The following is a 26135-nucleotide window of genomic DNA, read 5'->3' as shown; positions in this document are numbered from 1 at the left end:
CCCAGAACGAGCGGTAGAGGTTCCCGGTGTAGGTCAGGGCGATGAACGCCGCCGAACCTGCCGAGAGCGACGCGCCCTTGTAGTCGCCGACCCAGTTCCAGAGCAGCAGTCCGGCCACGACGAGGGCGACGAGTGCCGGGTAGAGCCGGAGCATGCGCTTCCACCAGAACGACCCGAGCCGGATGGTGCCGGTCCGCTGCCGCTCGCGGAGGAGCAGCGTGGTGATGAGGTAGCCGGAGAGCACGAAGAAGACCGTGACGCCGATCCACCCGCCCTCGAACTGCGGGACGTGCAGGTGGTACAGGACCACCATGACGATCGCGACGGTCCGGAGGCCGTCCAACGCCAGGGCGCGACCCGGCGGCGACGCCGGAGCTGGCGGGGCCGCCACGGGCGCGGCCGCGGCGGGTACGGACGGCGCGACGACGGGCACGGTGTCCGTCGGGGGTGCGATCCGCGTCATCGTCCCAGTGTGCTCCCGCTGTCCATGAACCGGCTCCGGCCCGTCAGGCGTGCTGTCGAACCATCGACGCGGCCAGTGCGTCGAGCCGCTCGGTCGCGAGTTCCGGCAGGGTGCGGGTCTCGCCCGGGGCGATCCACTGCGCGAAGGCCAGGTGGAACACCGTCACACCGGACTGCGCCAGCAGGGTAGCGGCCGGCTCGGGGACGCCCCGCCCGCGGAGGACCTCGGCGAGCCTGCGTCCGAGACCGGAGAGCTTCGCGAGTTCGCGCTCGCCGAGAGCGGGTTCGGCGTCGATCACGTTCTGCCGGCGGCGGGACCACTCGCGGCGGTCGTCGGGGAAGAACGAGCCGGCACCGTCGAGCGCCCGTGCGATGAGCTCGATCGGCGGGATGTCGGCCGGGGCGTCCTCGACGGGTCCGACGAACAGCCCGATGAAGGCGTCCTGGCTCGCGAACAGGACTTCGCGCTTGTCGGCGAAGTGCCGGAAGAAGGTCCGCTCGGTGACGTCAGCGGCACGGGCGATGTCGGCGACCGTCGTGGCCTCGAAGCCCCGGTCGAGGAACAGTTCCAGAGCCGTCGACTGGAGGCGCTCCCGCGTGCCCGGTTGCCATCTCGCCATCCTCCGAGTGTACCGACGGACCGGTCATGATGACAGCGCCTGACATCGGGTGTACCGTCTTGATGTCAGCAACTGACATCAACGAGAAGGGCACCATCATGCACGTGTTCGTCACCGGAGCCTCCGGCTGGATCGGCTCCGCCACCGTCGACGAGCTCCTCACCGCCGGCCACCGCGTCACCGGGCTCGCCAGGTCCGACACCTCAGCCGCGGCCGTCCAGGCGAAGGGCGCCGAGGTCCTCCGCGGCGACCTCGACGACCTCGAGGCACTCCGCCGTGGGGCCGATGCCGCCGACGGCGTCGTCCACCTCGCCAACAAGCACGACTTCGCGCACCCCGAAGTCAGCGACGCTGCCGAGCGCGCCGCCGTCGAGACCCTCGGCGAAGCGCTCGTGGGCAGCGGGCGACCGTTGGTGGTCGCGTCCGGCGTGGCCCGACTGGCCGGCGACCGGGCCGCGACCGAGGCGGACCCGAACCCGGCCGTCGGTCCGCACTCCATGCGCGGCGGTGGTGAGAACCGTGCGCTCGACTTCGTCGACCAGGGCGTCCGGACCGTGATCGCGCGCTTTGCCCCGACCGTCCACGGCTCCGGCGACTCCGGCTTCGTCTCGCTCATCACCGAGGCCGCCCGTCGGCACGGGGCCGCCGCGATCATCGGCGAGGGGTCGAACGGCTGGGCTGCGGTTCACCGCACGGACGCCGCGCGCCTGGTCCGACTCGGCCTCGAGGGCGCACCGGCGGGCACTCGGATGCACGTCACCGCAGAGGACGCCGTGCCGACCCGGGACATCGCGCGAGCGATCGGTGACGCCCTGGGCGTACCGGTGACGACGATCGAGCCGGCCGACGCGGTCGACCACTTCGGCTTCGTCGGACCGTTCTACGCCATGGAGATGGCCGCGACGTCGACGGCCACTCGGGATCTCCTCGGTTGGCAGCCGACCGGGCCGACCCTGCTCGAGGACATCGCGGCCGGCGCCTACACGGCCGCACGGAGCTGAGCGCGCGGTTCCCTGACCGCACGGACCGGGCCGGACGGCGGACGGGAGGTCCGTCACCCGCTGGTGACGGACCTCCCGTCCGATTCGTGGTCGCGCGGGGCGCTACTCCGCCTTCTGCAGCTGCCAGTGCTCCGGCTCGCGGTCGCCGTTCGGGCGCACCGGTCGGACGTCGCCGACGATCGGGATCGAGCGCTTCCGCATGAACCAGACGTAGCGGACGAAGAAGTGGGTCAGCGTCGACATGCGGTTGCCGTTGCCGAGCAGGCTCGTGATGTGCACGAACACCCACGCGGCCCAGGCCACCGGCCCGACCATCGTGATGCCGCCGCGGAGCTGGGCGACGGCGGCGTTCGTGCCGATCGTCGCCATCGTGCCCTTGTCGAAGTACTTGAAGCGCTCGGTCGGCTTGCCGGCGACCAGTCGCTTGATCTGCTCGGCGACGTGCTTGCCGCCCTGCAGCGCCGGCTGGGCGAGCTGGGCGAGGGCATCGTCCTGCGCGGCGATGTCCCCAGCCGAGAAGATGCGGTCGACGCCCTTCACGCTGAGGTCGTCGTTCACCTGGATGCGACCGCCGTGCGTCTGCGGCAGGCCCCAGTTGCCGACCTCCTTGTGCGCCGCGACACCGGTCGCCCAGATGACCTGCGACGCCGGGATGACCTCGCCGCCGGCCAGGCGGACGCCGTCGGGCAGGACCTCCTCGACACCGGCGTTGAGCCGCAGCACGACACCGCGCTTACGGAGGATCTTGGCCGCGTACCGGCGGAGGCGCGGGGCGAACGGCTTGAGGAGCTCGCCGCTGCGGTGCACGAGCGTGATCGAGATGTTGCCGCGCTCGATCTCCGGGTAGGCGCCGACGAGCGCCTGGTCGCGGAGCTCCGCGAGCGCACCGGCCATCTCCACGCCGGTGGCACCGCCGCCGACGATGACAACGCGGATCTCGTCCGGACCCTGCTTCGCCGCGGCCTGCTCCAGGCGGGTGAAGAGCTCGTCCCGGATGCGCAGGGCCTGGGAGCGGGAGTACATCGAGTACGCGTACTCGTAGGCGCCGGGCGTCCCGAAGTAGCTCGTGTTCACGCCGTTGGCCAGGATCAGGTAGTCGTAGTGCAGGTGCTCGCCGTCGGACATCTCGGCGATGCGCTCGTCGTGCCGGATGCCGGTGAGCAGCCCGTGCCGGAAGTCCGCGTTGGCCTGGCGTGCGCGGAGGCTGCGGAGGAAGTACGTCACGTCGCCGGCGTTCAACCCGCCGGTCGCCACCTGGTACATGAGGGGCTGGAACATGTTGTAGACGTGCCGGTCGACGAGGGTCACCCGGACCGGTGCGTCCTTGAGCTCGCGCATCGCGGCGATCCCGGCGAATCCACCGCCGACGACGACGACGTGCGGGCGGGTGTCCTGCGGCATGGTGAGCTCCGGGGGTCGTGCGGTCTGGGCCACCCAGAAGGGTACGCCGATCAGGCAGACCCGCTGTCCACGCTCCGGACAAGAGCCGGGAGGCGCGGATCACCGCCGTCAGGCGTCGAACCGCCCGTAGGTGCTCAGCACGTTCCCCTTGCTCGTCACGGCGTTCGCGACCAGGCGGAGCCGCGTCGGCGGGTCCGTCGGCTCGAACAGCTTCCGACCGTGTCCGGCGATCGCCGGGTGCACCATCAGCTGCAACTCGTCGAGCACCCCGGCGAAGAGCAGACTCCGGACGAGGGTGACGCTGCCGCACACGGCGATGTCGGCTCCGTCCCGTCGCTGCAGCTCCCGGACGAACGCCGGCACGTCGCCGGGGATCCGGGTGCTGTTCTCCCACGCCAGGTCGTCGCCGAGGGTGGTCGACGCGACGTGCTTCTCGATCGGGTTGATCCACTGGCCGAAGGGGTCGTCCGCGTGCGCTGGCCACCACTCGGACCACTCCAGGTAGCTGTTCCGACCGAGCAGCACCGTGTCGGTGGCCGCCATCCACGCGGTCATCGCGGCACCGAGCTCGTCGTCGAAGCTGTCGTACTGGAACTCGTACGGGTCCTGCACGACGCCGTCGACCGAGGTGAACAGTCCCGCAGTGACCTTCCGCATGTGGGCGAGGGTAGCGCCTGGAGCCCGGCAGCGGAACGGTTCCCAGGCACTGCGGCCCGGTCGGCATAGGGTCGGGGGATGCGTGCACTGGTGGAGACCGTTCAGGTCGACGGACACCCCGTCCGGCTGCGGACGATGGCGCCGGCCGGTCGGGTGCGGGACTCGTTCGCCCCCACGGTCGTGCTCGTGCACGGCATCGGGATGTCGCACCGGTCCTTCCACCGGGTGCAGACGGCGCTGTCCCGGACGCACCGGACCGTGTCGGTCGACCTGCCCGGGTTCGGCGGGTTGCCGTACGGCCGCCGTCGGTTCGAGGAGCACGAGTACGCCGACCTCGTCGTGCGCGCGGTCACCGCCCGTGGAGCGGAGGACGTCGTCGTCCTGGGACAGTCGATGGGCACGCAGATCGCCGTCGAGGCCGCCCTCCGTCACCCCGACGTCGTCAGCTCCGTCGTCCTCGTCGGTCCGGTCGTCGACGACCGCCGCCGCTCCCTCGTCCGGCTCGCCGCCGCACTCGGCGTGGACGTCCTGCTCGAGGGCGCCCGGATGAACGCGATCGTCCTCTCCGACTACCTCCGGAGCATGCCCCAGTACCTCCGCGAACTCCGGCCGATGCGGGATTTCCGGATGACCGACGGCGTCCGGGCCCTGACCGTCCCGGTGCTCGTCATCCGCGGTGCACAGGACCCCGTCGCGAAGCACGACTGGGCCGTGCGGCTCGCGGAGACCGCGGTGCGCGGTGCACTCGTCGAACTGCCCGGGCCGCACCACGTGCAGGAACACCAGCCGGTCGCCGTCGCCCGACTGGTGGACGAGTTCCGTCGGGTCCAGACGCTCGAGTCGGCGCGCGACGGAGTCGTGCTGTGACCGGCCCGGCCCCGCACCAGGGTGCGCCGACCGACGTGTCCGCCGGTGGGCCTCCCGTCCGGGTCGGCCTCCTCCGACGCGTGCGGTGGGCATTGCTCGACTGGCTCTACGCCGCGGTGTGGCAGGTCCGGAGCCTCGGCCCGACCACCGCCGACGACTACCGGACCGGCGACCGGCAGGCCGTCGTCGTCATCCCGGGCGTGTACGAGACGTGGCACTTCATGCGCCCCCCTGATGGACGTCCTGCACGACCGCGGCCACCCCGTGCACGTGCTCACCGACCTGCGCCACAACGTCCGACCCGTCCCGGTGTCGGCGGAGGCGGTCATGGCGTACCTCGACGAACACGACCTGCAGCACGTCCTCGTCCTCGCGCACAGCAAGGGCGGGCTGATCGGGAAGTACGCGATGACCCGACTCGATCCGCATGGGCGGATCGACCGCATGGTCGCCGTGTCGACGCCGTTCGCCGGCTCGAAGTACGCGGTGCTCGCGCCCGTGCGGCACCTCCGGGTCTTCCGGGCTGCGGACCCGGTGCTCGCCGGGCTGGCGCGTGAGCTGGACGCGAACAGCCGCATCACCTCGGTGTACGGGGTGTACGACACGCTCATCCCCGGTGGGTGTGAGCTCGCCGGCGCGGAGAACGTGCGGCTCGAACTCGGCGGGCACTTCCGGATCCTCGCCGACCGGCGGACGGCGGTCGCGGTGTTGCGCGCGGCGGACGGCGACTGAGCGGGCGACCTCCTCGGTCCCGCGGCGTCCGGTCCCGCGGTGTGCTGCTCCCGCTGGCCACTCCTCCGGGCCCCACTCCTCCGGGCTCCACTCCTGCGGTGGCCCGTTCGTCCGGCGCCCACTCCTCCGGTGCCCACTCCCCCCCCCCCCCCCCCGGGGCCCGTTCGTCAGCGCGTCGCGACGCTCGCGCGCTCCACGATCCGGTGCGGCACGACGACCGTCCGGACCGGTGCCTCCCGGTCGGCGATCCGCCGCTCCAGCAGGTCGAGGGCGGCGTCCGCGAAGGCCCGACGGTCGAACGACACCGTGGTGAGCGCGGGGATCGCGAACGCGGCCTGGTCGACGTCGTCGAACCCGACGACACTCACCTGCTCGGGAACCCGCACACCCCGAGCTGCGAGGACGTGCAGCACGCCGAACGCGATGGAGTCCGTGAACGCGAACACGGCGTCGGGCAGGGGGTTCCCGTCGAGCCAGGTGGCGAAGGCGGTGGCGGCGGCCGCGGTGGTCCACTCGGGGAGCGGGACCCGGAGCGCCGGGTCCACGTGCAGGTCTGCGCTGCCGACCGCGTCGTCGTGGCCGAGCTGCCGCAGCCGCGCCGTCGCGGTGACCCCGTCACGCCGTGGTGCCCCGACCACGGCGATGCGCCGGTGCCCTCGGTCGAGGAGCATCGTCGTGACCTCCCGGGCCGCTGCTCGGCTGTCCACGTGCACCTGGTCGACCTGCTCGGGCTCGACCTCGCCGATGACGACCGTCGGCGGCAACCCCTCGGTGTTCGCGAGGGTGCTCGCGCTGAGCGACACCGGGTTGAGCACGAGTCCGTCCACCAGGTGCGCCCGCGCGCGCGACACCAGTTCGCGCTCCCGTTCCGGGTCGTCGGCGGTCTGCTCCAACTGCACGACGAGCCCTCGGTCGTGCGCGAGTTCGACGAACCACCGCGCGAGGTCCGCCGAGTACGCGCTCGCGAGCTCCGGCAGCGTCAGGGCGATGGCGCCGGTCCGGCCGTTGCGGAGGCCACGGGCGGAGAGGTTCGGCACGTACGCCAGTTCGGCGACCGCGGCCTCCACCCGGGCCCGCGTCTCCGGGCGCACGACGACACCGCCGTTGACGACGTTGGACACCGTCTTCGGCGACACCCCCGCGAGGGCGGCCACGTCCCGCACGGTCGCTCGCATGACAGCACCGTAGCGCGGCCGTCAGCCGGCGGCGCGGACCCGCACCTGCGCCGGGCCGTCGTCGCCGACGGTGACGGTGGTCTCCTGTGCCCCGACGCGGACGGCGTACTCGCCGCGGAACCCGCGGAACACCACCCGCCCGGCGTCGTCGGTGCGCAGGGTGGTCGGCGGTGTCCACCACTCGTCCTTCACCAGCCGACGGAGGGCGTCGTAGGACGGCTTCGGGGTGCCGTCGGCCCGGACGAGCCCGATCGGTGCGCCCAGCCACGCCCCCTCGTCCGTGATGCCCCAGTAGGTGATCGCCTCGACGGCCGGGTGCCCGACCAGGCTGCGGTAGTGCCGTTCGAGTTCGTCCGCCTGACGTGCCTCGCCCTCGGGCGTCGACGGCCACGAGCCGACCACGTGGTCGTTGAGGTCGACGATGTGCGCGGGCATGAGCTCGCCGGACACGAGTGACGTCTCGGTCAGGTGCAGCGGCAGGCCGTACCGGGCGAACCGGTCGACCATCGCGAGCATGGTGTCCTCACCCCAGTAGCCCTGGTGCATGTGGGTCTGCAGCCCGATCGCGTCGATGCGGATACCGGCCTCGAGGACGCCCTCGATCAGGCACTCGTAGGCGTCCGAGAGGTCGAAGTCGTTGAGCAGCAGCGTGACGGCGGGGTTCGTGGTGCGGGCCTCCTCGACGGCCATCCGGATCATCGCCAGGCGGCCGCGTGCCAGTGCGAGCGGCGTGATCGCGTTGTCGCCGTTCGCGAAGTGCGGCATGATCACGACCTCGTTGATCGCGTCCCACGTGTCCACCAGCCCGGCGAAGTCGCTGACCTCCCGGCGGATCCGCTCGCGCTGCAGGCGCTCGACCTCGTCGTTCCCCAGGCCGAGCAGCCAGTCCGGTTGCACGGTGTGCCAGACGAGGGGATGTCCCTTCGTCGCGACGCCCCGGTCGCGGAACCACCCGGCGGTGCGCCGGAGTCGTCCGGTGTCCGGCTGCCCGCGCTCCGGCTCGAACCGGCCCCAGTAGAACGGCAGGGTCGCGGTGTTGAAGACGTCGAGCCACAGGTCCGCGAGCTCCGGCGTCCCGACGTCCGGCTCGCCGTTCGCCAGCCCGACGAAGTCGAAGCCGATGTTGCCGAAGCCGAACGCGTGCCGCCGCTGCTCGACTCGGACGTCGGCGTCCGCGACGGGAGTGCCGTCCGCGTCGGTGACGGTGACGACCGCCTCGCCGGTCCGGTGTGCTGTGTCCTGGTGCGTCGCCATCGACGGCCTCCCGATTTGTTGTGAGCGGCAACGTATCAGGTCCGGCTCGCGGACTCGAGGGGTGTGTGCGACGTCGTCGCCCGTCCGCGGGACGCCTCCGTCTGCCGGCGGCGCCGCCCACCAGGTGTGACGCCGCTGTCGAGGCGAGACGCCGCTGGCCAGGCGGGACACCGCCGGAAGTGGCGGCGTCTCGCGGGTGGGGCGGCGTCGTGCACGGACGCCGGCGTCTCGCGCGTCAGGACACCGGACGGGAGGCGCGGCTCGGTCGGGCACCGAGTCTCCCGTCCTGCGCGCGGGCGGAGGCGGGACGCCGCCGTCTGCCGACGGACGCCGCTGCCGACGCGAGACCCCCCCTGGCCAGGCGAGACGCCGCCGGAAGTGGCGGCGTCTCGCGGGCGGGGCGGCGTCGTGCGCAGACGCCGGTGTCTCGCGCGCCGAGGATGCCGGGACGGGAGGCGCGGCTCGGTCGGGCACCGGGCCTCCTGTCCAGCGCGCGGGGCGGGGGGCGAGACACCCCCCGTCTGCCGACGACGCCGCCGACCAGGCGAGACACCGCGGGATACGGCGGCGTCCTCCGTGCCCGGGGCGTCTTCCGCGCCCGGGGTCTCACACACTCGGCGGCGTCCCGCGCGCCGGGTGCCGTCTCACGCGCCGGGCGGTGGCGCGGTGCTCGCACGCACCACGAGCGACGCCGGCAGCTGCACGTGCGCGGGGGACGTCCCGCCCGCCGAGGAGCTCGAGGAGCATCCGGAGGGCCTCGGCGCCGAGGTCGTGCAGCGGCTGGGCGACGGTCGTCAGCGGGGGGAGCGGCGTTCGCGGCCTGCGGCACGTCGTCGAAGCCCACCACCGAGAGGTCCTGCGGCACCCGGAGTCCGAGTTCGCCCGCCACCTGGAGCACCCCGATCGCGGAGCTGTCGTTCGCGGCGAACACCGCCGTGGGGCGGTTGTGCCGGGAGAGCAGCTCGCGGGCGACCTCGGCGCTGACCGTGGTCTGGTAGTCGCCGACGCACACCAGGTCCGGGTCGAACGGGATGCCCGCGGCCTCGAGCGACTGCCGGTAGCCGATCTCGCGGAGTTCGGCCGACGCCAGGTCCGCGCGACCCCGGATGTGTGCGATCCGGCGGTGTCCGAGGCCGATGAGGTGCTCGGTCGCCGCTCGGGCCCCGCCGATGTTGTCCGAGTCGATGGCCGCGTGGCCCTCGGGTCCGGTGTGCGGGTCGATCGAGACGACGGGGATCGGCGTGCTCGCCATGAGCGTGGTCGGCGTGACGACGATCGCGCCGTCGATCAGGGTGCCGGCGAGGCGGGAGAGCGACCGGCGCTCCCAGCCGGGCCGGGCCTCCCCCGCTGACGAGTCCGGCGTAGGCGAGCAGTTCGTAGCCGGTGCCGTCGGCGGCCGACGAGATGCCCTTGAGGAGCTCGGTGGAGAACGGCTCGAACTCCGTGACGAGGATGCCGATGACGTCGGTGCGGCTGCGCCGGAGGCTCCGGGCGACGAGGGAGCTCTCGTACCCGAGTGACTCGATCACGGCGAGCACCCGCTGCGAGGTGGCGGCGGCGACACCGTCGCGCCCGTTGATGACCTTCGAGACGGTCGGCACCGAGACGCCGGCGGCTCGCGCGACATCGCTGATGGTGGTCCGCCCCGGGAGGGGAGCAGGACGGGCGATGGCATCCACGTCGACACCGTACTCGTCCACGGGCTCCGTCCGGCACGCCACGACCGAGTCCGTGGCATGGAGCGCGACATCGGCCGTCCATACCGCGCACCGGACAGAAATCGTTATCGAAATCGATTGACAGCCGTTCCGGCGGCCGTGCATGCTCTCCCTGCGGCCTCGCGGTCGCATGTCAACGACGACTACCGAGGGACTCCACAATGACGAGGAAGAACAGGTTCGCGGCGGCCATCGCCATCGCAGCCGGCACCGCACTGCTCGCCACGGGCTGCTCGAGCGGCGGAGCCGCCGACGACGGCGACGGCAAGGTCACGATGACCTTCTGGCACAACTCCACCACCGGCCCCGGCAAGGCCTACTGGGAGGACACCGTCAAGGCGTTCGAGGCGAAGAACCCGAACGTGACGGTCAAGATCCAGGCGATCCAGAACGAGGACCTGGACGGCAAGCTCCAGACCGCGCTCAACTCCGGCGACGGCCCCGACGTGTTCCTGCAGCGCGGTGGCGGCAAGCTCAACGCGATGATCAACGCCGGGCAGCTGCTCGACATCAAGGACTCGATCAGCGCCGACGCGAAGAAGTCGATCAGCGCCGGGACCTTCTCGGGCTACGACGCGAAGGACGGCACCTACGCGATGCCCGTCGCCGTGCTCCCCGAGGGCATCTGGTACAGCCAGGACCTCTTCGAGAAGGCCGGCATCGAGGGCACCCCCCACCACGATGGACGAGCTCAACGAGGACATCGCCAAGCTCAAGGACTCGGGTGTCGACCCCGTCGCCGTCGGTGCGAAGGACGCCTGGCCGGCCGCGCACTGGTACTACAACTTCGCCCTCCGCGCCTGCAGCGAGAAGACCCTGACCGGTGCCGCCGAGTCGTTGAAGTTCGACGACAAGTGCTGGACCGAAGCCGGCAAGCAGCTCGAGGACTTCAACGACACGAAGCCGTTCAACAAGGGCTTCCTGACCACCGCCGCTCAGCAGGGCGCGGGGAGCTCCGCGGGTCTGCTCGCCAACCACAAGGCGGCCATGGAACTCATGGGCGCGTGGGACCCGGGCGTGATCTCCTCGCTCACCCCGGACGCCAAGCCGCTGCCCGACCTCGGCTGGTTCCCGTTCCCCGCGGTCGAGGGTGGCAAGGGTGACCCGAAGTCGATGATGGGTGGCGTCGACGGCTACTCCTGCACGGCGCAGGCCCCGAAGAAGGCGTGCACCGACTTCCTCAACTTCATCGTGCAGAAGGACAACCAGGAGGGCTACTACAAGGCCTTCCAGGCGATCCCCGTCAACCAGGACGCACAGTCCGTCGTGTCGGAGCCGTACCTGAAGTCGGCCCTGGCCGCCTACAAGGAAGCCCCGTTCGTCTCGCAGTACCTCGACACCCTGTACGGCCAGAACGTCGGCAACGCGCTGAACACCAGCGTCGTGGACGTCCTCGCCGGCAAGGGGACCGCGAAGGACATCGTCACCACCACCAACCAGGCTGCGGCCAAGGGCTGACCATGACCCTCAACACCTCGCTCGGCACGACCCCGGCCACCGGGTCGGACGGCGCCGCGGGGTCCACGCCGGCGGGGAGCGGTGCGTCCAGCGCACCGCGCCCCGCCGGGCGTCGGCCCGCCAAGCGGCTCGCGGACTGGCGGCAGCGCGCGGAGATCGCCGTCCTCGCCGGTCCCGCCGTGATCGTCTTCGTGACGTTCGTCATCCTGCCCGTCGCCATGGCGGCGTACTACGGGTTCTTCAAGTGGCAGGGCTACGGCCCGCCCACCGACTTCGTCGGGTTGCAGAACTACCTCATCATCTTCCAGGACCAGGCCTTCCACTCGGTCCTCATGCACAACGGCTTCATCGTCGTGCTCTCCCTGGTGCTGCAGGGGCCGATCGCCATCGTGCTCGCACTGCTGCTCAACCAGAAGATGCACGGCCGCGGACTCGTCCGCGTGCTCGTCTTCGTGCCGTACGTCATCTCCGAGGTCATCGTCGGCACCGGGTGGAGCCTGCTCCTGCAGTCCAACGGCGCCGTCAACGACATGCTGCAGACGATCGGCCTCGGCGGCCTGCGGGCGGACTGGTTGTCCAACCCGGACATCGCCATCTGGACGCTGCTCGTGATCATCTCGTGGAAGTACATCGGCTTCGCGGTGATCCTGTTCCTCGCCGGTCTGCAGAGCATCCCCGAGGAGCTGTTCGAGGCGGCCGCTATCGACGGTGCCGGCTACTGGCAGATCCAGCGTCGCATCACCCTGCCGCTGCTCGGCCCGACGATCCGCATCTGGGCGTTCCTGTCCATCATCGGCTCGCTCCAGCTGTTCGACCTCGTCTACATCATCTGGGGGGCAGTACATCGCCTCGACCGCCGGCACCTCGACGATGGCCACGTACATGGTCGGCAACGGGCGCAACTCCGGGAACTTCGGCTTCGGCAGCGCGGTCGCCGTCGTGATGTTCGTCATCTCCCTGGCCGTCGCGCTGATCTACCAGCACTTCGTGCTCCGCCGGGACACCGCGGGCGCGATCACCGAGAGGAAGAAGTGATGGCCACCACGAGCATCGTCGCCCCCGGGCGACGGGCGACACGGGAGCGCCGGTCGAGTGCGGCCATCGGTCGCGCAAACCCGCTCACCTACGTCGTGGCGATCCTGTTCGTCGCCGCCAACCTCGCCCCGGTGCTGTACATCGTGCTGGGCGGGTTCCGGACGAACTCGCAGATCACCACGAGCCCGGCGGGTCTGCCGGCGCCGTTCGAACTCGGCAACTACGGCTCGGTGCTGAGCAGCTCGATCTTCTGGCGTGAGCTCGGCAACTCGACGATCAGCGCCGTCGCCACCACCGCCGGTGTCGTCGTGCTCGGCCTGATGGTGAGCTACGTGCTCGCCCGCTACCGGTTCGCCGGCCGTGGCGCGCTCTACGCGCTGTTCGCCGCCGGCCTGATGTTCCCGATCACCGTCGCGATCACGCCGCTGTACCTGCTCATCAAGGACCTCGGTCTCACGAACAGCCTGGCCGGCGTGATCCTGCCGCAGATCGCCTTCGCCCTGCCGACGACGGTCATCATCCTGGTGCCGTTCCTCCGGGCCATCCCCGATGAGCTCGAGGAGGCCGCGTCCATCGACGGCGCCAGCCGCCTCGGCTTCTTCTTCCGGATGATCGTGCCGCTGTCCCTGCCCGGTGTCGTGACGGTCGGCATCCTGGCGTTCATCGCCAGCTGGAACAGCTACATCCTGCCGCTGTTCATCCTCAACAACGAGGGCAGCTACACCCTGCCGCTCGGTGTGCAGGCGTTCTCGTCGCAGTACTCGGTCGACACCGCCAAGGTGCTCGCGTTCACGTCCATGTCGATGATCCCCGCTCTCGTGTTCTTCACGATCTTCCAGCGTCGGATCGTCGGCGGGCTCACCGGGGCGGTCAAGGGATGACGATCACGAACCAGCCCCGGCACACGTCGGGGGACCGCGCCGTCGGCGCGGCCCGGACCGACCTGGCGGACCCGACCCCGGGCCTCCCGGCCGTCCCCGAGGTGAGCGACCGCGTCCGCGACCTGCTCGCCCGGATGACCCTCGAGGAGAAGGCGGCGCAGATCGTCGGCTACTGGCTCGACCAGAACGGCGTCGTCGCCCCCCATGCAGGGCGAGATGGCGGCCGCGCAGGACGCCCAGGCGACCCTGCCGGAGGTCACCCGCGACGGCATCGGGCACTACACCCGCGTCTACGGGACCCGACCGGTCGACGCCGAGGAGCGAGCCGCGTGGCTCTGGCAGGAGCAGCGGCGCCTGAAGCGGGAGACCCGCCTCGGCATCCCCGCGCTCGTGCACGAGGAGTGCCTCACCGGGCTCGCCGCGTGGAAGGCCGCGACCTTCCCGACCCCGCTCGCGTGGGGTGCGTCGTTCGACCCGGAGCTCGTCGAGCAGGTCGGCCGCGCCATCGGCGACTCGATGCGCGAACTCGGCATCCACCAGGGCCTCGCCCCGGTGCTCGACGTCATCCGGGACCCCCCGCTGGGGTCGGGTGGACGAGTGCATCGCCGAGGACCCGTACCTCGTCGGGACCGTCGGCACCGCCTACGTCCGCGGACTGCAGGACGCCGGTGTGCACGCCACGCTGAAGCACTTCCTCGGCTACTCGTCATCGCGGGGTGGACGGAACCACGGACCGGTGTCCGCCGGGCCGCGGGAGATCCGCGACGTGTTCCTGCCGCCGTTCGAGATGGCACTGCTCGACGGGAACGCCCGTTCGGTCATGAACTCGTACACCGAGACCGACGGTGTCCCGATGGCGGCCAGCCCCGAGTACCTGACCGGGGTGCTCCGTGAGCAGCTCGGCTTCGACGGCACCGTCGTCGCGGACTACTTCGCGGTCGCCTTCCTCGAGGTCATGCACGCCGTCGCCGCCGACCGTGGGGAAGCGGCAGCGCTCGCCCTCGATGCCGGCATCGACGTCGAGCTGCCCACCGGTGACGCGTACCTGCGGCCGCTCGTCGACCGGGTGCGGTCCGGGCAGTTCGACGAGGCGTTCGTCGACCGTGCCGTCCTCCGTGCGCTCGCGCAGAAGGAGGCACTCGGCCTGCTCGACGCAGACGCGTACGAGGACGAGCCGCCCACCGGGGTCGACCTCGACTCGCCGCGGCACCAGGCCCTCGCCCGACGGCTCGCCGAGGAATCGGTCGTGCTGCTCGCCAACGACGGCGTGCTCCCGGTCCGGCGGACACCGCGCTCCGTCGCGGTCATCGGCCCGAACGCCGACCGGGCCGAGGCCCTGCAGGGCTGCTACTCGTTCGCGAACCACGTCCTGGCCGCGCACCCCGGGCTGCCGCTCGGGTTCTCCATCCCGACGGTCGCCGAGGCACTGACCGACGCGCTCGCCGGCGCATCGGTCCGTGTCGTCGAGGGCTGCACGGTCGAGGGGGGAGGACCGGACCGGCATCGCCGCTGCCGTCTCCGCCGCTGCCGACGCCGACCTCGCGGTCGTCGTCGTCGGCGACCAGGCCGGCCTCTTCGGGCGCGGCACCGTCGGCGAGGGCAACGACTCCGAGTCGCTCGACCTGCCCGGCGTGCAGCGCGACCTGGTGGAGGCCGTGGTCGCCACCGGCACGCCGGTCGTCCTGGTGCTCCTCACCGGCCGCCCGTACGCGATCAGCTGGGCGCTCGACGGGGACCAGCCCCGTCCGGCGGCGGTGCTGCAGGCGTTCTTCCCCGGCGAGGGCGGCGGACTCGCGATCGCCGACGTCGTCACCGGGCGGGTGAACCCCTCCGGTCGCCTGCCGGTCTCGCTGCCCCGGTCCGCGGGGGGCGCAGCCGTACTCGTACCTGCACCCGGTGCTCGGTGGTCCGTCGGACGTCACCGCGACCGACTCCACGCCGGTCCGGCCGTTCGGCTTCGGCCTGTCCTACGCGTCCTTCGCGTACTCGGACCTGGTCGTCGACGGCTCGGTGCAGGCCGGGGGCACCTTCACCGCGAGCGTCACCGTCACGAACACCAGCTCGGTCGCGGGTGGGCACGTCGTGCAGCTGTTCGGGCGTGATGTGCACGGCTCGGTCACACGGCCGGTCGTGCAGTTGCTCGGCTACGCGCGCGTCGAACTCGACGCGGGCGAGACCGTCCGGCTCGCGTTCACGGTGCCCACCACGCGTCTGGCGTTCAGCGACCGGCGCATGGTCCGGATCGTCGAGCCCGGTGACGTGGAGGTGTGGGTCGGCTCGCACGCGGCGGCCTCTGCTTCCGTCGCGGACGTCGATGCGTCGACCGGCGGCGCGATCGTCAACGAACGAGCGACCGCGGCGCGGACGGTGCCCGGCACGGCGACTCCGCGAGCGCGTCTCGCGGTCGAGGGGCCGGTCCACGAGGTGACGACCCGCGACGCGCGACTGGTCACCTGGGAGGTCGTCGGCTGACGGGGAACCAGCCGGAGACGCCCGCCGCGGGGAGCGCGGTGCGTCGGACGGGAGGCCCGTGACCAGTCGGTCGCGGGCCTCCCGTCCGTCGTGTCCCCTGCACGGTCCGCGCCTGGCGACGGCCCTCGGGCTACGGTCTGCGAACGGTGTCGCTCGGCGCGGAGCGCCCGCCGGCCGCCCGCCCTGGGTGGCGCGGAAGCAGCGCTGCCGATGGCGACCGGCGGGATGACGGCGGGCTCCATCGCCCTCGGGCTGGGTGTCCAGCTGTGGGCGTCGGCGTGGGGGGTGTCGCGGGGTCTGCGCGGGGACCGGGCGCCGGTCGTCAGACCGCGCGCAGGGCGATCTGGACCGCGACGACGAACGGGAGGACCCCGAGCGCCGCGGAGGCGGCCGCGAGCCAGATCGCAGCGGTCCGACCGGGGACCCGACGGAGACCGACCGCGACGGCCACCGCGACGAGGGCGAGCGGGAAGGTGCACAGCGTCGCCCGCGCCGGCCACGCCCACGGTGCCCAGGCTCGTTCGCTCTCGTACGGCGCATCGATCGACGCCACGAGCCCGACGATGACGACGACGGTCTCGAAGCCGGGCGGCACCGCGATGAGGACGTCGCGCAGCACACGCCACCGGTCCGGCCGATGGACTCGTGGTTCCTCCCCCCATGTCGCGAGGCTACCCGCCGTCCGTGCCCGTGCGTCCCCGGGCGTCCGCACGGGCTGTCCGCTGCGGACGGGTCGACTCCTGACCAGTCGCGGTGGTTCCCGTCCCTAGGGTGGGGGGGGATGCCCACGCTGAACCGCATGCCCGTCCTGCTCGCCACCGGCTCGATCGCCATCCCGGTCGCGGAGGCCCTGGTCGCCCTGCCGTTCGAGGTGCTGCAACGCATCGAGGCCGCGCCGATCGACCCCGAGCTCGCCGACACCGCGGCGTTCTCCGAGGCGTACGGCTTCCCGGTCGCGGGCGGCGCGAACTGCATCGTCGTCGCGGGCAAGCGGGGTGACACCGTGACGTACGCGGCCTGCGTCGTGCTCGCCTCCACGAAGCTCGACGTGAACCGCACCGTGAAGGGGTTGCTCGGCGCCCGGAAGGTCAGCTTCGCGCCGATGGAGGACGCCGTGGAGCGCACCGGCATGGAGTACGGCGGGATCACCCCGATCGGGCTGCCCGCCGACTGGTCCGTGTACGTCGACGCACGGGTACTCGAGGCGCCCGAGGTCGTCATCGGTGCGGGCGTGCGCGGGGCGAAGCTGTTCCTGCCCGGTGCGGTGCTCGCCGCGTTGCCCCGGGTCGAGGTCGTCGAGGGGCTCGCGGTCGAACCCGCCGCCGACGCCGACGCGGCCGATGTCGATGCCGATGCCGACGCAGGCACCGGTACGGGCTCCGAGCAGGTCGGCTGACGACTCGCGGTCAGTCCTGCGGTCGGACCAGGCAGAACGGGTGCCCGGCCGGGTCGAGGTAGACGCGGAACGTGTCCGTCCCCTCGCCGGTCGCGGCCGCTCCGATCGCCAGCACGGCTCGCTCGCCCGCGTCGAGGTCGTCGACCTTGACGTCGAGGTGGGCCTGCTGCGGCACGTCCTGCCCGGGCCACACCGGCGCTCGGTAGTCGTCGACCCGTTGGAAGGCGAGCAGGGGGGCGGTGCCCGGCGAACGGCAGGGTGACCTCCACCCACTCGTCGTCCGGGGTGAGCGTCTCGGCCTCCTCGACGACGCCCCCCGAGGAGCTCGGCGTAGAAGCGGGCGAGGGCCGCGGGGTCCGGGCAGTCGAGGACGACGACGTCGAGTGAGCCGATCATGGCGGTCACCGTAGTCCTCGTGGGCAGGAGCCGTCCTCCGGTCAGCGTGAGGCCGCGGTGAGGGCCTTCGTGATCCGCTGCAGGGAGACGGTCTCGGCGGTGCCGAGCTCCTGCGCGAACAGGCTGAGGCGGAACTCCTCGAGCATCCACCGGGCGTGCACGAGCTCCGGGTGCGACCCCACGACCGGCGGGAACGCGCCCCCCGGCCTCGACGTAGCGATCGGTCGCGCCGGTGACCTCGCGCATCCAGCCGGCGTCCCGGCCGGGGTTCTGCAGGAGCTTCGTCACCCGGGCCTCGATGCCCTGCAGGTACACGCGGATGCGTCGCAGCCGGTCGAGTCCGGCGACCGAGACGAACCCGGCGGACACCAAGCGTTCCATCTGCTGGCGCATGTCCGACAGGGCCGGCAGCAGCGCCATGTTCGTGGCCTGCTTCAGCGCCCGCTCGGCGTTCCGCTGCGCCGTGAGGACGGCCGCGACCTCGGACACGGCGGTGAACATCGTGTCGACGACCGTCGCGGAGACCGCATCCCGGACCTGCTCGAACGCTGCCCGGGTGAAGACGAGACCGTCCGGGTGGGTCCGGCGGATCCCGGCGTCGACCACGGCGGCCAGGACGTCGTCGAACAGCGCCGACGTGGACGGGTAGGGACTCGCGGCGAGGGCGAGCTTCTCCTGCGCGGTGAGGTGCTGCTGGATGTAGGAGACGGGGGACGGCACAGCGAGCATGACGAGTCGCCGCACCCCCCGCGGGCATCTGGACGGCGCGGTCTCCCGGCGTCGCGAGGAGCTGCACGCCGACGGTCGCCTTCGGCCCGCTGCCCTCCTCGACGAGTGCCGGGTAGGCGCGGATGACCCCACCGGCCTGCTTCGTGTCGAGCACCTCGGGCAGGTCCTCGTCCGGCCAAGCGGTCAGGCCGGACCGTTCGATGCGGCGGCCCGAGCCGGCGTCCGCGACCCGGGACGAGCCTCCCGGCCGGCCCTGCCGCTGCGTGGCGGCGGCGACGCTCTGCTGCGTGCGGTCCTTGAGCTTGGTCTGCAGGGCGGCGAGGTCCTTGCCGGCCTCGACCCGGCGTCCGCGTTCGTCGACGACCGCGTACGTCGGCAACAGGTGCGCGGGCACCCGCGACATGTCGAAGTCGGACTCGGAGACGGGCACGTGCACGAGCCGCTGGATCGTCTTCGCCAGGGTCGCGCGGAAGCTCTCGGTCGGCGTCGTCGGGGCGTCGTCCGGCAGCTCGGCGACGATCTTCTCCGCCCAGTCCGCGGCCGGGACGACGTTCTTGCGGATCTGCTTCGGCAGCGCCTTGATGAGCGCGGTGACGAGTTCCTTCCGGAGCCCGCGGACCTGCCAGTCGAAGCCCTCTTCCCGCATGCGCGGCAGGACGGCGAGCGGCACCTGAACGCTGACGCCGTCGTCCTCGGCGCCGGGCTCGAAGCGGTAGCGGACGGCGAGGCGCTGGTCGCCGCTCCGCCACTGGGTCGGGTACTCGGCGTCGTCCTCAGCGGCGGATGCGGCGGACTCGTCGAGGAGGTCCTCGCGGCGCATCGTGAGGAGGTCGGGCTGGTCGCGGCGCGTCCTGCGCCACCAGCCTTCGAAGTCGCGGGTCGTGGCGACCTCGGCGGGGATGCGGGCGTCGTAGAACTCGACGACCGTCTCGTCGTCGAGCAGGATGTCCCGCCGTCGGGTCCGCTCCTCGAGCTGTTCGAGTTCACGCCGGAGCTTCCGGTTCGCGCGGTCGAACGCCTGCTGCGAGTCCCATTCACCCTCGACCAGGGCGTGCCGGATGAACAGCTCCCGCGAGTGCACCGGGTCGATCCGGTTGTACTGCACCCGACGTCGCTGGACGATCGGCACACCGAACAGCGTGACGCGCTCGAACGCGACGACCGCGCCCTGCTTCTTCTCCCAGTGCGGTTCGCCGTAGGTGCGCTTGAGCAGGTCACCCGCCAGGGGCTCCACCCACGCTGGGTCGATGCGTGCGACGGTCCGGGCGAACAGACGGCTGGTCTCGACGAGTTCGGCGGCCATCACCGCGTCCGGCTGCTTCTTCGCGAGCACGCTGCCCGGGAACACCACGAAGCGGGTGTTCCGCGAACCGAGGTAGTCGCGCTTCTCACGGTCGCGCAGGCCGATCTGGCTGAGGAGCCCGGCGAGCAACGCGCGGTGGACCGAGTCGGGGTCGTCCTTGCGCTCCTTGCCGACGTGGATCCCGACCTGCTTCGCCGCCCGCGAGAGCTGGCGGTACAGGTCCTGCCACTCGCGGATGCGGAGGTGGTTGAGGAACTCCGCCTTGCACATCCGGCGGAACGCGCTCGAGGACAGTTCCTCCTGCTTCTCCTCCAGGTGGTTCCAGAGGCCGAGCAGGGTCAGGAAGTCGCTGGTGGGGTCGGCGAAGCGCGCGTGCAGCTGGTCGGCCTGCGCGCGCTTCTCGAGTGGACGCTCACGCGGGTCCTGGATGCTCAGGGCCGAGACGATGGCGATGACCTCCCGGCCGACGCCCTGCCGGCTCGCCTCGAGCACCATCCGACCCAGGCGGGGGGTCGATCGGCAGCCGCGTCAGCTGCTTGCCCGTCTTCGTGATGGCGCCGGCCGTGTCGACGGCGCGGAGTTCCCGCAGCAGGTCGAGGCCGTCCTTCACGCCGCGCGAGTCCGGCGGCTGCAGGAACGGGAACGACTCGATGTCACCGAAGCCGAGGGAGATCATCTGCAGGATGACGGCGGCCAGGTTCGTCCGGAGGATCTCCGGGTCGGTGTACTCGGGACGACGGTCGAAGTCGTCCTCCGAGTACAGGCGGATCGCGATGCCCGCGCTCGTGCGGCCGGCTCGACCGGAGCGCTGGTTCGCGGACGCCTGCGAGATCGCCTCGATCGGCAGTCGCTGCACCTTGGCGCGGGGGGGAGTACCGCGAGATGCGGGCCGTCCCGGTGTCGATGACGTACTTGATGCCGGGAACCGTCAGGGAGGTCTCGGCGACGTTCGTCGCGAGCACCACCCGACGGCGGACGCCCGGCGTCGTCGAGCGCTGGAACACCCGGTGCTGGTCGGCCGCGGACAACCGCCCGTACAGCGGCAGGACCTCGGTTCCCGGGTAGTGCTTGCCCTCGATGGCGTCCTGGGCGTCGCGGATCTCGTTCTCGCCGGACAGGAACACGAGGACGTCGCCCGGGTCCTCGCGGGCGAGTTCGTCCAGCGCGTCCGTGATGCCCTGCAGCGGGTCCCGGTCATCGCCGGCCGTCGGGCTCCCGGTGCGGCCCGCGGCGCCACCCTTCGACGTCGCCGGTCGGGTGCCGGCAGGACGCTCGTCGAACTCGTCCTCGTCCTCGTCGTCGCCAGCGGCGTCCTCGTCGGCGACGAGCGGCCGGTAGCGGATCTCCACCGGGTAGGTGCGCCCGGACACCTCGACGATCGGGGCGCCGCCGAAGTGCTGTGAGAACGACTCCGGGTCGATCGTGGCACTCGTGATGATGAGCTTGAGGTCGGGCCGGCGGGGGGAGGAGTCGCTTGAGGTACCCGAGCAGGAAGTCGATGGTGAGGGACCGCTCGTGCGCCTCGTCGATGATGATCGTGTCGTACCGCTCGAGGTCCCGGTCGAAGTGGATCTCGTTCAGCAGGATGCCGTCGGTCATCAGCTTGATACGGGTGTTCGCGCTCACCTTGTCGGTGAAGCGGACCTGGTACCCGACCAGGTCGCCCAGCTCACCGCCGAGCTCGTCGGCCACTCGCTCGGCGATCGTCCGCGCGGCGATGCGGCGGGGCTGCGTGTGGCCGATGTTCTCGCGTCCGAGTTCCAGGCAGATCTTCGGCAGCTGCGTCGTCTTGCCCGAACCCGTCGCCCCGGCCACGATGACGACCTGGTTGTCGCGGATCGCAGCGGCGATGTCGTCGCGCCGCTGGGAGACGGGCAGTTCCGGCGGGTACGTGATGACGGGGGGATTCGACATGAGCATTCCAGGATACCGCCCGGGCGGGTCCACCATCAGACGAGTTGCGCCGCGAGCTCGTCGGCGGTGCGTGCCGGCAGGGCGCAGACGCGGTCGTGGCAGACGTAGGTCACGCCGTCCGCGGTGTCCCGTCCCTCCATGAGCGTGAACCCGGCTTCCGCCCACTCGGCCGCCTGCGCTCGCGTCAGCACCGCGGTGATCGTCCCGGGCCGACGTGTGGACCGGAGGGCGCGCAGCATCGCTGTCACCTCGGGCACTGACCGGTCGTCAGCGACGAGGACGACCTCGCGCGAGGGACGCTGCAGGGCGAGCGCGAGTCCGAGGGCGTCGGCGTGCCCGAGCGGGCGATCCACTCCGGTCCGCGCGCGGTCGGCGATGAGCCGTGCCGCAGCGGTCCGCCGATCGTCGTCCCCGGTCAGTGCGGCGAGGACCGCAGCCGCGCTCGCGAGCGCGACGGTCCCCGACCGGAGCGCGGTCTGCGGCTGCTCGCCGGTCGCCGTCCCGGCCGCGGCGAGGACCGGGTCGACCTCGAGTGCACCGGACAGGCCGTCGTCGACGAGCGTCCTGGCGATCGTCGCGTAGCGCAGCTCGCCCGTCGCGAGCGCGAGTTCGAGGAGCCCCTCGGCGAACAGCCCGAGGTCCTCCAGGGTCGGCGCCGCCGCCGACGTACCGGCACCCGAGCTCGAGCGGACGGTGACGTGCCCGTCCCGGAGGTGTGCGGCGATGACCGCGTCCGCCGCGGCACGAGCGAGGTCGATCATCTCGTCGTCCCCGCTTCGTGCTCCGGCTGACACCAATCCTCGGACCGCCAGGCCGTTCCACCCGGTCAGGACCTGGTCGTCGAGCGGTGGTGGGTCGAGCCGGGTGCGTTCGTCGAGGGGCAGGCGGTACCACTCGCCCTCCACCCGTCGACCGTCGATCGTCGACTCGCTGTCCTGGGCGGCGACGAACGCGCCGTCCGGCCGCCGGAGCGTGTCGCGCAGGAAGTCGGCGATGCCGCGGGCACGAGCGGGGTCGGCGACGGCGAGCAGCCCGCCGTTGTCGTAGAGCATCCGCTCGTAGTGCGGGACGGACCAGTCGCGGCGCGTGGCGTACCGGAAGACACCGCCGTCCGCGTCGGTCAGCTCCGACCCGGCGATGGCGCCCAGCGCGCGGCGGAGGAGACCGCCGGCCGGCTCGACCCCGTCGGCGGCGGCATCGCCGAGGAACTCCAACAGCGGCGCGTTCGGGAACTTCGGTGCGCCCCCCGAAGCCGCCGTACTCGGCGTCCTCCGCTCGCTCGAGGTCGGTCACGACCCCGCGGATCGCGTCGACGGACGGGAGGCCCGAGCTGGCTCCGTCGGTGTGCCCCGCCTGCGCGGACGCCGCGTCCGCTTCCGCACCCTGCCGGATCGCGCGCGCGATGGCCGACGCGTTCGCGTCCACCTCCTGCCGACGGTCCCGCCATGCGTCGAGCACCGCGGCCGTGACCCGGCGGAACGACGGGTGCTGCCCGACCGGCTGCGGCGGGTAGTAGGTGCCGGCGTAGAAAACCTGCGCATCCGGTGTCATGAAGACCGTCAGCGGCCAGCCCAGCTGCTCGGTGAAGGCGCTCGCGGCGGCCATCGCGCTCGCGTCGACGTCCGGGCGTTCCTCACGGTCGACCTTGACCGCGACGAAGTCCCGCCGCAGCAGCTCGCCGACCTCGGGGTCGGAGAAGCTCTCCCGGGCCATGACGTGGCACCAGTGGCAGGTGGCGTACCCGATCGACACCAGGACGGGGACGCCCCGCTCGCGCGCCTCGGCGAACGCCTCGGCTCCCCCACTCCCGCCAGTCCACCGGGTTGGTGGCGTGCTGGCGGAGGTACGGGCTGACCGCGGATCCGAGCCGGTTGTCGTTCATGCACCCAGCGTGCCCCGCCCGGCCTGTGTGGGCGGGCCTCCAGGCCGTCCTGTGGAGAGCGAGCCAACGTCCACAGCTGCACACACGTCAGCCGAGCCCCAACGACAGCAGCGCGAGCGCCGCGTCCTCCGGCCCGTAGTCGAACATCCGGTCCCAGAACGGGTCGTCGGCCCACGGGACGTCGCCGTCCGCGGGGGTCCGGTGAGCGGTCTCGACGAGCCAGTCGACCTCCGACCGGACCGCCTCCGCGAACCGCGGCGGGACCCATCCGAGCGCCCGGGCCGCGGTCGTGTCGAGCACGGACGGGGACGGGGTGGACCACGGCGTGAGTCCGACGAACGCCGGTGCGTCCTCGCCGAGCAGGACCTCGTCGAACGTGTGCCCGAGGTGTCCGGCGACCGTGCGGACGATCTCGAGCGCGGTCGGGGCGGTCTCGTCCGCGACGTTGAGGATCCGGCGGTCCGGGGCCTCCGCGACCAGCCGGACGAGCGAGCCGATGCCGGACGCGGCCGTCGTGTGGTCGACGCTGCGCCCCTGGTCGGCGAGCAGGATCCGCTCCCGTCCGTCGAGGACCCGCCGCACCACGAACCACTCGCGGGGTCGTCCGATCCCGATGCCGTACACCCTGGACGGGCGGAGGACGGTGACCGGTGCGCCGTGGTCGAGCAGCACCTGTTCGGCCGCGACCTTCGCCGCGGCGTACCCGTCGCGGGAGGTCGGGTCGCCGTCACTCGGCGCGATCGTCGGCTGGAGTTCCGTGACCGCGCCGCCGAACACCGGCTTGTCGACCGAGTTGGCGTGCCGCCCCTGTTCGTCGACGTAGACGGCCTTCGACGACACGAACACGGTCGAGCCCACGTCGTCCAGGAACGGCGCGAGCTGTAGGGCGTCGTCCCGGGTCACGCCGACGGTGTCGACGAGCAGATCCGCCCCCGGCCGCAGCAGGTCCCGCAGCAGCGCGGTGTCCCGTCGGTCGCCGGGTCGGGCCAGCGCACCGGCGGCGACGAGGTCGTCGGCGACGGGACCGCCGTGCCGCGAGACGATCTCGACGGACCAGTCGTCCCCACCCCGACCCGAGAGGTCGAGGAGTTCGCGGGCGACCTGGGACCCGATGCCACCGGTCCCGCCGAGGACCACCGCGCGTCTGCTGCTCATGGCGCCAACGCTAGCCCCCGGCCCACGTCGGCTCGGCGGTGTCGACCGCCCCGGTCAGGAGGCGATCGGCTCCCGCCACCACTCGGCCAGCGACCCGTCGTACACGCGGACCTTCTCGTGCCCGAGCATCGTCAGGGCCAGGGCGTCCACGCACGACGCGCTCCCGACCCCGCAGTACGTCACGACCTCGTCCGCCGTCAGGACCGGTGCGAGCGCCTGTTCGAGTTCCGACCGACGGAGGAACGCGTTCGACTCGCCGAGGAGGTCCCGCACCCGGATGGTCGTGGTGCCCGGGACGAGGGGCGGGTGGTCGTCACCGAGGTCCTCGGGGTCTGCGGCGAGGACGAGTGCTGCCGGCTCCGACCCGTCCACGGCGCGGAGCACGCGCGACCGGTCGGCCCACAGCGGGAGTTCCTCGCCCGCGACGAAGGCGTCGTCGTCCGCGGCACGCCGAGGAGTCCGCGAGAGTGCGCCGACGCGGACCGGCCGGCCCTCGTCGCGCCACTTCGCGAACCCGCCGTCGAGCACGGCGACCGTCCGGAAGCCGAAGGAGCGGAAGATCCACCAGAGCCGTGCGGACCACTCGCCGATGCCGTCGTCGTAGACCACGACCGTGGAGGCGCGGCTCACGCCGAGCGCGCGGGCTGCCGCCTCGAACTGCTCGGCTCCGGGACGAGTGAAGGGGGAGTCCCGTCTCGGGCGAGGAGAACTCGTCGACGAGGTCGGCGTAGACGGCGCCCGGTACGTGGCCGCGGCGCTCGTGGGCGTCGCGCGCCGAGTGCCACGACATGTCGAGGCCGCGGCCGTCCGTGTGCACCGACGCGTCGAGCACGAGCAGGTCGTCCGCACCGAGGTGGTCGGCGAGCCACTGCGTCGAGACGAGCGGCGAGGTCAGGACGGGGGCCATGCCCACACGGTAAACCAGACCCCTGACCCGCGACAGGGTGTGAGCAACGGGGCGACTTGTGCCGCGCGATCCGGCACGGACGGGACGACGCAGCACGGGACGGACACGGCACCGTGCGGTCGCGCGGTGCCGTGTCCGTCCCGTGGTGTCGTGCGACGCAGCCGCTCAGTTGCTCAGCCACGCAGTCGCTCGGTCGCTCAGTGCGCAGCCGTCGGGATGCTGCCGGTCGTACCGGCCCCGGCCCGCTCGAGACGGGCGACACGGACGGACTGGCGGTTGATGAGCAGTCCGCTGGCGATCGCCACGACCACGAGCACCCCGGCCGAGATCGCGAAGGCGGCGTGGTAGCCGTCGAGCGTGGCCTGCGCCTGCTGGAGCGCCGTCGGAGCCGCGGTCAGCCCGGACAGGCTGTTCTCCACCACGTTCGCGAAGATCGTCGACAGCAGCGCGGTGCCGATCGAGCCACCGATCTGCTGCATGGTGTTCACCGTGGCCGACGCGACGCCGGCGTCCGACCGGGCGACCCCGGTCGTGGCGGTGTTCATGGCCGACGAGAAGATCGTCCCCATCCCGAGGCCGATGACGACGAGAGCTGGCAGGACGGTGCCCGCGTAGGAGCTGTCGAGGTCGGTGCGGAGGAGCAGCAGGAGCCCCGTCGCGGCGACGAGTGCCCCGGCGAAGATGAGCACCTTCGGGCCGACGCGGGGGGAGCAGGCGACC

The 26135-nt window shown here is 72.0% G+C and carries 16 protein-coding genes and 9 pseudogenes; 8 read left to right on the top strand and 17 right to left on the bottom strand.

Annotated features, from left to right (window positions below):
* Positions 1–67: 67 nt before the first annotated feature.
* Both DEJ15_RS15780 and DEJ15_RS15775 read right to left on the bottom strand, forming a co-directional pair.
* Positions 68–463: pseudogene (locus DEJ15_RS15780) on the bottom strand (acyltransferase family protein); the annotation flags it as partial.
* Positions 464–506: 43 nt separating this feature from the next.
* Complete coding sequence (locus DEJ15_RS15775) at positions 507–1082, bottom strand: TetR family transcriptional regulator (RefSeq protein ID WP_110825951.1); 576 nt, start codon at positions 1080–1082, stop codon at positions 507–509.
* A gap of 62 nt (positions 1083–1144) precedes the next feature.
* On the opposite strand from DEJ15_RS15775, the gene DEJ15_RS15770 reads away from it, so the two are divergent.
* Entirely contained in the window at positions 1145–2083 is a 939-nt protein-coding gene (locus DEJ15_RS15770; RefSeq protein WP_258366004.1) for an SDR family oxidoreductase, read from the top strand.
* 102 nt (positions 2084–2185) lie between these two features.
* Here the strand turns inward: DEJ15_RS15770 and DEJ15_RS15765 are convergent, their stop codons facing one another.
* Positions 2186–3484, bottom strand: a complete 1299-nt coding sequence (locus DEJ15_RS15765; protein ID WP_110826048.1) for an NAD(P)/FAD-dependent oxidoreductase — start codon at positions 3482–3484, stop codon at positions 2186–2188.
* A gap of 108 nt (positions 3485–3592) precedes the next feature.
* Positions 3593–4141 (bottom strand): dihydrofolate reductase family protein, encoded by a 549-nt coding sequence (locus tag DEJ15_RS15760; protein WP_110825952.1) that lies wholly within the window; start codon positions 4139–4141, stop codon positions 3593–3595.
* A 78-nt stretch (positions 4142–4219) separates the two neighbouring features.
* On the opposite strand from DEJ15_RS15760, the gene DEJ15_RS15755 reads away from it, so the two are divergent.
* Both DEJ15_RS15755 and DEJ15_RS15750 read left to right on the top strand, forming a co-directional pair.
* The gene (locus DEJ15_RS15755) at positions 4220–5008 is read left to right on the top strand and encodes an alpha/beta fold hydrolase (protein ID WP_110825953.1); all 789 of its coding nucleotides are present in this window, start codon (positions 4220–4222) and stop codon (positions 5006–5008) included.
* Positions 5009–5242: 234 nt separating this feature from the next.
* A complete protein-coding gene (locus DEJ15_RS15750; RefSeq protein WP_284175247.1) occupies positions 5243–5740 on the top strand; it encodes an esterase/lipase family protein in 498 nt (165 codons plus the stop codon).
* A 167-nt stretch (positions 5741–5907) separates the two neighbouring features.
* Here DEJ15_RS15750 and DEJ15_RS15745 read toward each other — a convergent pair whose 3' ends face one another.
* The 3 genes and pseudogenes from DEJ15_RS15745 to DEJ15_RS19770 all read right to left on the bottom strand — a co-directional run bounded on the left by DEJ15_RS15745 (position 5908) and on the right by DEJ15_RS19770 (position 9803).
* Positions 5908–6915, bottom strand: coding sequence for a LacI family DNA-binding transcriptional regulator (locus DEJ15_RS15745; RefSeq protein ID WP_110825954.1), 1008 nt, complete (start codon positions 6913–6915; stop codon positions 5908–5910).
* Positions 6916–6936: 21 nt separating this feature from the next.
* A complete protein-coding gene (locus DEJ15_RS15740; protein WP_110825955.1) occupies positions 6937–8169 on the bottom strand; it encodes an endo-1,4-beta-xylanase in 1233 nt (410 codons plus the stop codon).
* 644 nt (positions 8170–8813) lie between these two features.
* A pseudogene (locus DEJ15_RS19770) lies at positions 8814–9803 on the bottom strand (LacI family DNA-binding transcriptional regulator).
* Between the two features lie 245 nt (positions 9804–10048).
* On the opposite strand from DEJ15_RS19770, the pseudogene DEJ15_RS15730 reads away from it, so the two are divergent.
* The 4 genes and pseudogenes from DEJ15_RS15730 (at position 10049) to DEJ15_RS15715 (ending at position 15733) form a co-directional block, all read left to right on the top strand.
* Positions 10049–11345, top strand: a pseudogene (locus DEJ15_RS15730) (ABC transporter substrate-binding protein).
* A gap of 2 nt (positions 11346–11347) precedes the next feature.
* Positions 11348–12380, top strand: a pseudogene (locus DEJ15_RS15725) (carbohydrate ABC transporter permease).
* On the top strand, positions 12380–13261 hold the full coding sequence (locus tag DEJ15_RS15720) for a carbohydrate ABC transporter permease (RefSeq protein ID WP_110825959.1): 882 nt from the start codon (positions 12380–12382) through the stop codon (positions 13259–13261). Before DEJ15_RS15725 ends, DEJ15_RS15720 begins: the two are co-directional and overlap by 1 nt.
* Positions 13262–13395: 134 nt before the next feature.
* A pseudogene (locus DEJ15_RS15715) lies at positions 13396–15733 on the top strand (beta-xylosidase/alpha-l-arabinosidase).
* 322 nt (positions 15734–16055) lie between these two features.
* Here DEJ15_RS15715 and DEJ15_RS15710 read toward each other — a convergent pair.
* Positions 16056–16352, bottom strand: coding sequence for a hypothetical protein (locus DEJ15_RS15710; protein WP_110825961.1), 297 nt, complete (start codon positions 16350–16352; stop codon positions 16056–16058).
* 162 nt (positions 16353–16514) lie between these two features.
* On the opposite strand from DEJ15_RS15710, the gene DEJ15_RS15705 reads away from it, so the two are divergent.
* Positions 16515–17129: a YbaK/EbsC family protein gene (locus tag DEJ15_RS15705; protein WP_110825962.1), complete on the top strand. Its 615-nt coding sequence runs from the start codon at positions 16515–16517 to the stop codon at positions 17127–17129.
* Positions 17130–17139: 10 nt separating this feature from the next.
* Here DEJ15_RS15705 and DEJ15_RS15700 read toward each other — a convergent pair.
* The 9 genes and pseudogenes from DEJ15_RS15700 to DEJ15_RS19000 all read right to left on the bottom strand — a co-directional run.
* Positions 17140–17319: pseudogene (locus DEJ15_RS15700) on the bottom strand (VOC family protein); the annotation flags it as partial.
* A 131-nt stretch (positions 17320–17450) separates the two neighbouring features.
* Positions 17451–17525: pseudogene (locus DEJ15_RS19005) on the bottom strand (VOC family protein); the annotation flags it as partial.
* A 41-nt stretch (positions 17526–17566) separates the two neighbouring features.
* Positions 17567–21471 (bottom strand): annotated as a pseudogene (gene hrpA, locus DEJ15_RS15695) (ATP-dependent RNA helicase HrpA).
* A gap of 35 nt (positions 21472–21506) precedes the next feature.
* Positions 21507–22685, bottom strand: coding sequence for a YyaL domain-containing protein (locus tag DEJ15_RS15690; RefSeq protein ID WP_284175244.1), 1179 nt, complete (start codon positions 22683–22685; stop codon positions 21507–21509).
* A 235-nt stretch (positions 22686–22920) separates the two neighbouring features.
* A pseudogene (locus DEJ15_RS15685) lies at positions 22921–23223 on the bottom strand (DUF255 domain-containing protein); the annotation flags it as partial.
* On the bottom strand, positions 23105–23353 hold the full coding sequence (locus DEJ15_RS15680; RefSeq protein WP_284175243.1) for a DUF255 domain-containing protein: 249 nt from the start codon (positions 23351–23353) through the stop codon (positions 23105–23107). The gene DEJ15_RS15680 and the pseudogene DEJ15_RS15685, both read right to left, overlap by 119 nt.
* An 87-nt stretch (positions 23354–23440) precedes the next feature.
* The gene (locus tag DEJ15_RS15675; RefSeq protein WP_110825964.1) at positions 23441–24508 is read right to left on the bottom strand and encodes an NAD-dependent epimerase/dehydratase family protein; all 1068 of its coding nucleotides are present in this window, start codon (positions 24506–24508) and stop codon (positions 23441–23443) included.
* 54 nt (positions 24509–24562) lie between these two features.
* The gene (locus DEJ15_RS15670) at positions 24563–25357 is read right to left on the bottom strand and encodes a sulfurtransferase (protein WP_284175242.1); all 795 of its coding nucleotides are present in this window, start codon (positions 25355–25357) and stop codon (positions 24563–24565) included.
* A gap of 255 nt (positions 25358–25612) precedes the next feature.
* Entirely contained in the window at positions 25613–26104 is a 492-nt protein-coding gene (locus DEJ15_RS19000) for an MFS transporter (protein WP_349814742.1), read from the bottom strand.
* Positions 26105–26135 lie beyond the last annotated feature (31 nt).

The organism is Curtobacterium sp. MCJR17_043 (assembly GCF_003224315.2).
Classification (GTDB): Bacteria; Actinomycetota; Actinomycetes; order Actinomycetales; family Microbacteriaceae; genus Curtobacterium.
The sequence above is the reverse complement of the archived record's forward strand: the minus strand, read 5'-3'. Positions and strand labels throughout refer to the sequence as shown.

Coding starts and splice junctions, on each gene's coding strand:
- DEJ15_RS15775 (WP_110825951.1), bottom strand. CDS start 1,082: ATGGCGAGATGGCAACCGGGCACGCGGGAGCGCCTCCAGTCGACGGCT.
- DEJ15_RS15770 (WP_258366004.1), top strand. CDS start 1,145: ATGTCAGCAACTGACATCAACGAGAAGGGCACCATCATGCACGTGTTC.
- DEJ15_RS15765 (WP_110826048.1), bottom strand. CDS start 3,484: ATGCCGCAGGACACCCGCCCGCACGTCGTCGTCGTCGGCGGTGGATTC.
- DEJ15_RS15760 (WP_110825952.1), bottom strand. CDS start 4,141: ATGCGGAAGGTCACTGCGGGACTGTTCACCTCGGTCGACGGCGTCGTG.
- DEJ15_RS15755 (WP_110825953.1), top strand. CDS start 4,220: ATGCGTGCACTGGTGGAGACCGTTCAGGTCGACGGACACCCCGTCCGG.
- DEJ15_RS15750 (WP_284175247.1), top strand. CDS start 5,243: ATGGACGTCCTGCACGACCGCGGCCACCCCGTGCACGTGCTCACCGAC.
- DEJ15_RS15745 (WP_110825954.1), bottom strand. CDS start 6,915: ATGCGAGCGACCGTGCGGGACGTGGCCGCCCTCGCGGGGGTGTCGCCG.
- DEJ15_RS15740 (WP_110825955.1), bottom strand. CDS start 8,169: ATGGCGACGCACCAGGACACAGCACACCGGACCGGCGAGGCGGTCGTC.
- DEJ15_RS15720 (WP_110825959.1), top strand. CDS start 12,380: ATGGCCACCACGAGCATCGTCGCCCCCGGGCGACGGGCGACACGGGAG.
- DEJ15_RS15705 (WP_110825962.1), top strand. CDS start 16,515: ATGCCCACGCTGAACCGCATGCCCGTCCTGCTCGCCACCGGCTCGATC.
- DEJ15_RS15680 (WP_284175243.1), bottom strand. CDS start 23,353: ATGAACGACAACCGGCTCGGATCCGCGGTCAGCCCGTACCTCCGCCAG.
- DEJ15_RS15675 (WP_110825964.1), bottom strand. CDS start 24,508: ATGAGCAGCAGACGCGCGGTGGTCCTCGGCGGGACCGGTGGCATCGGG.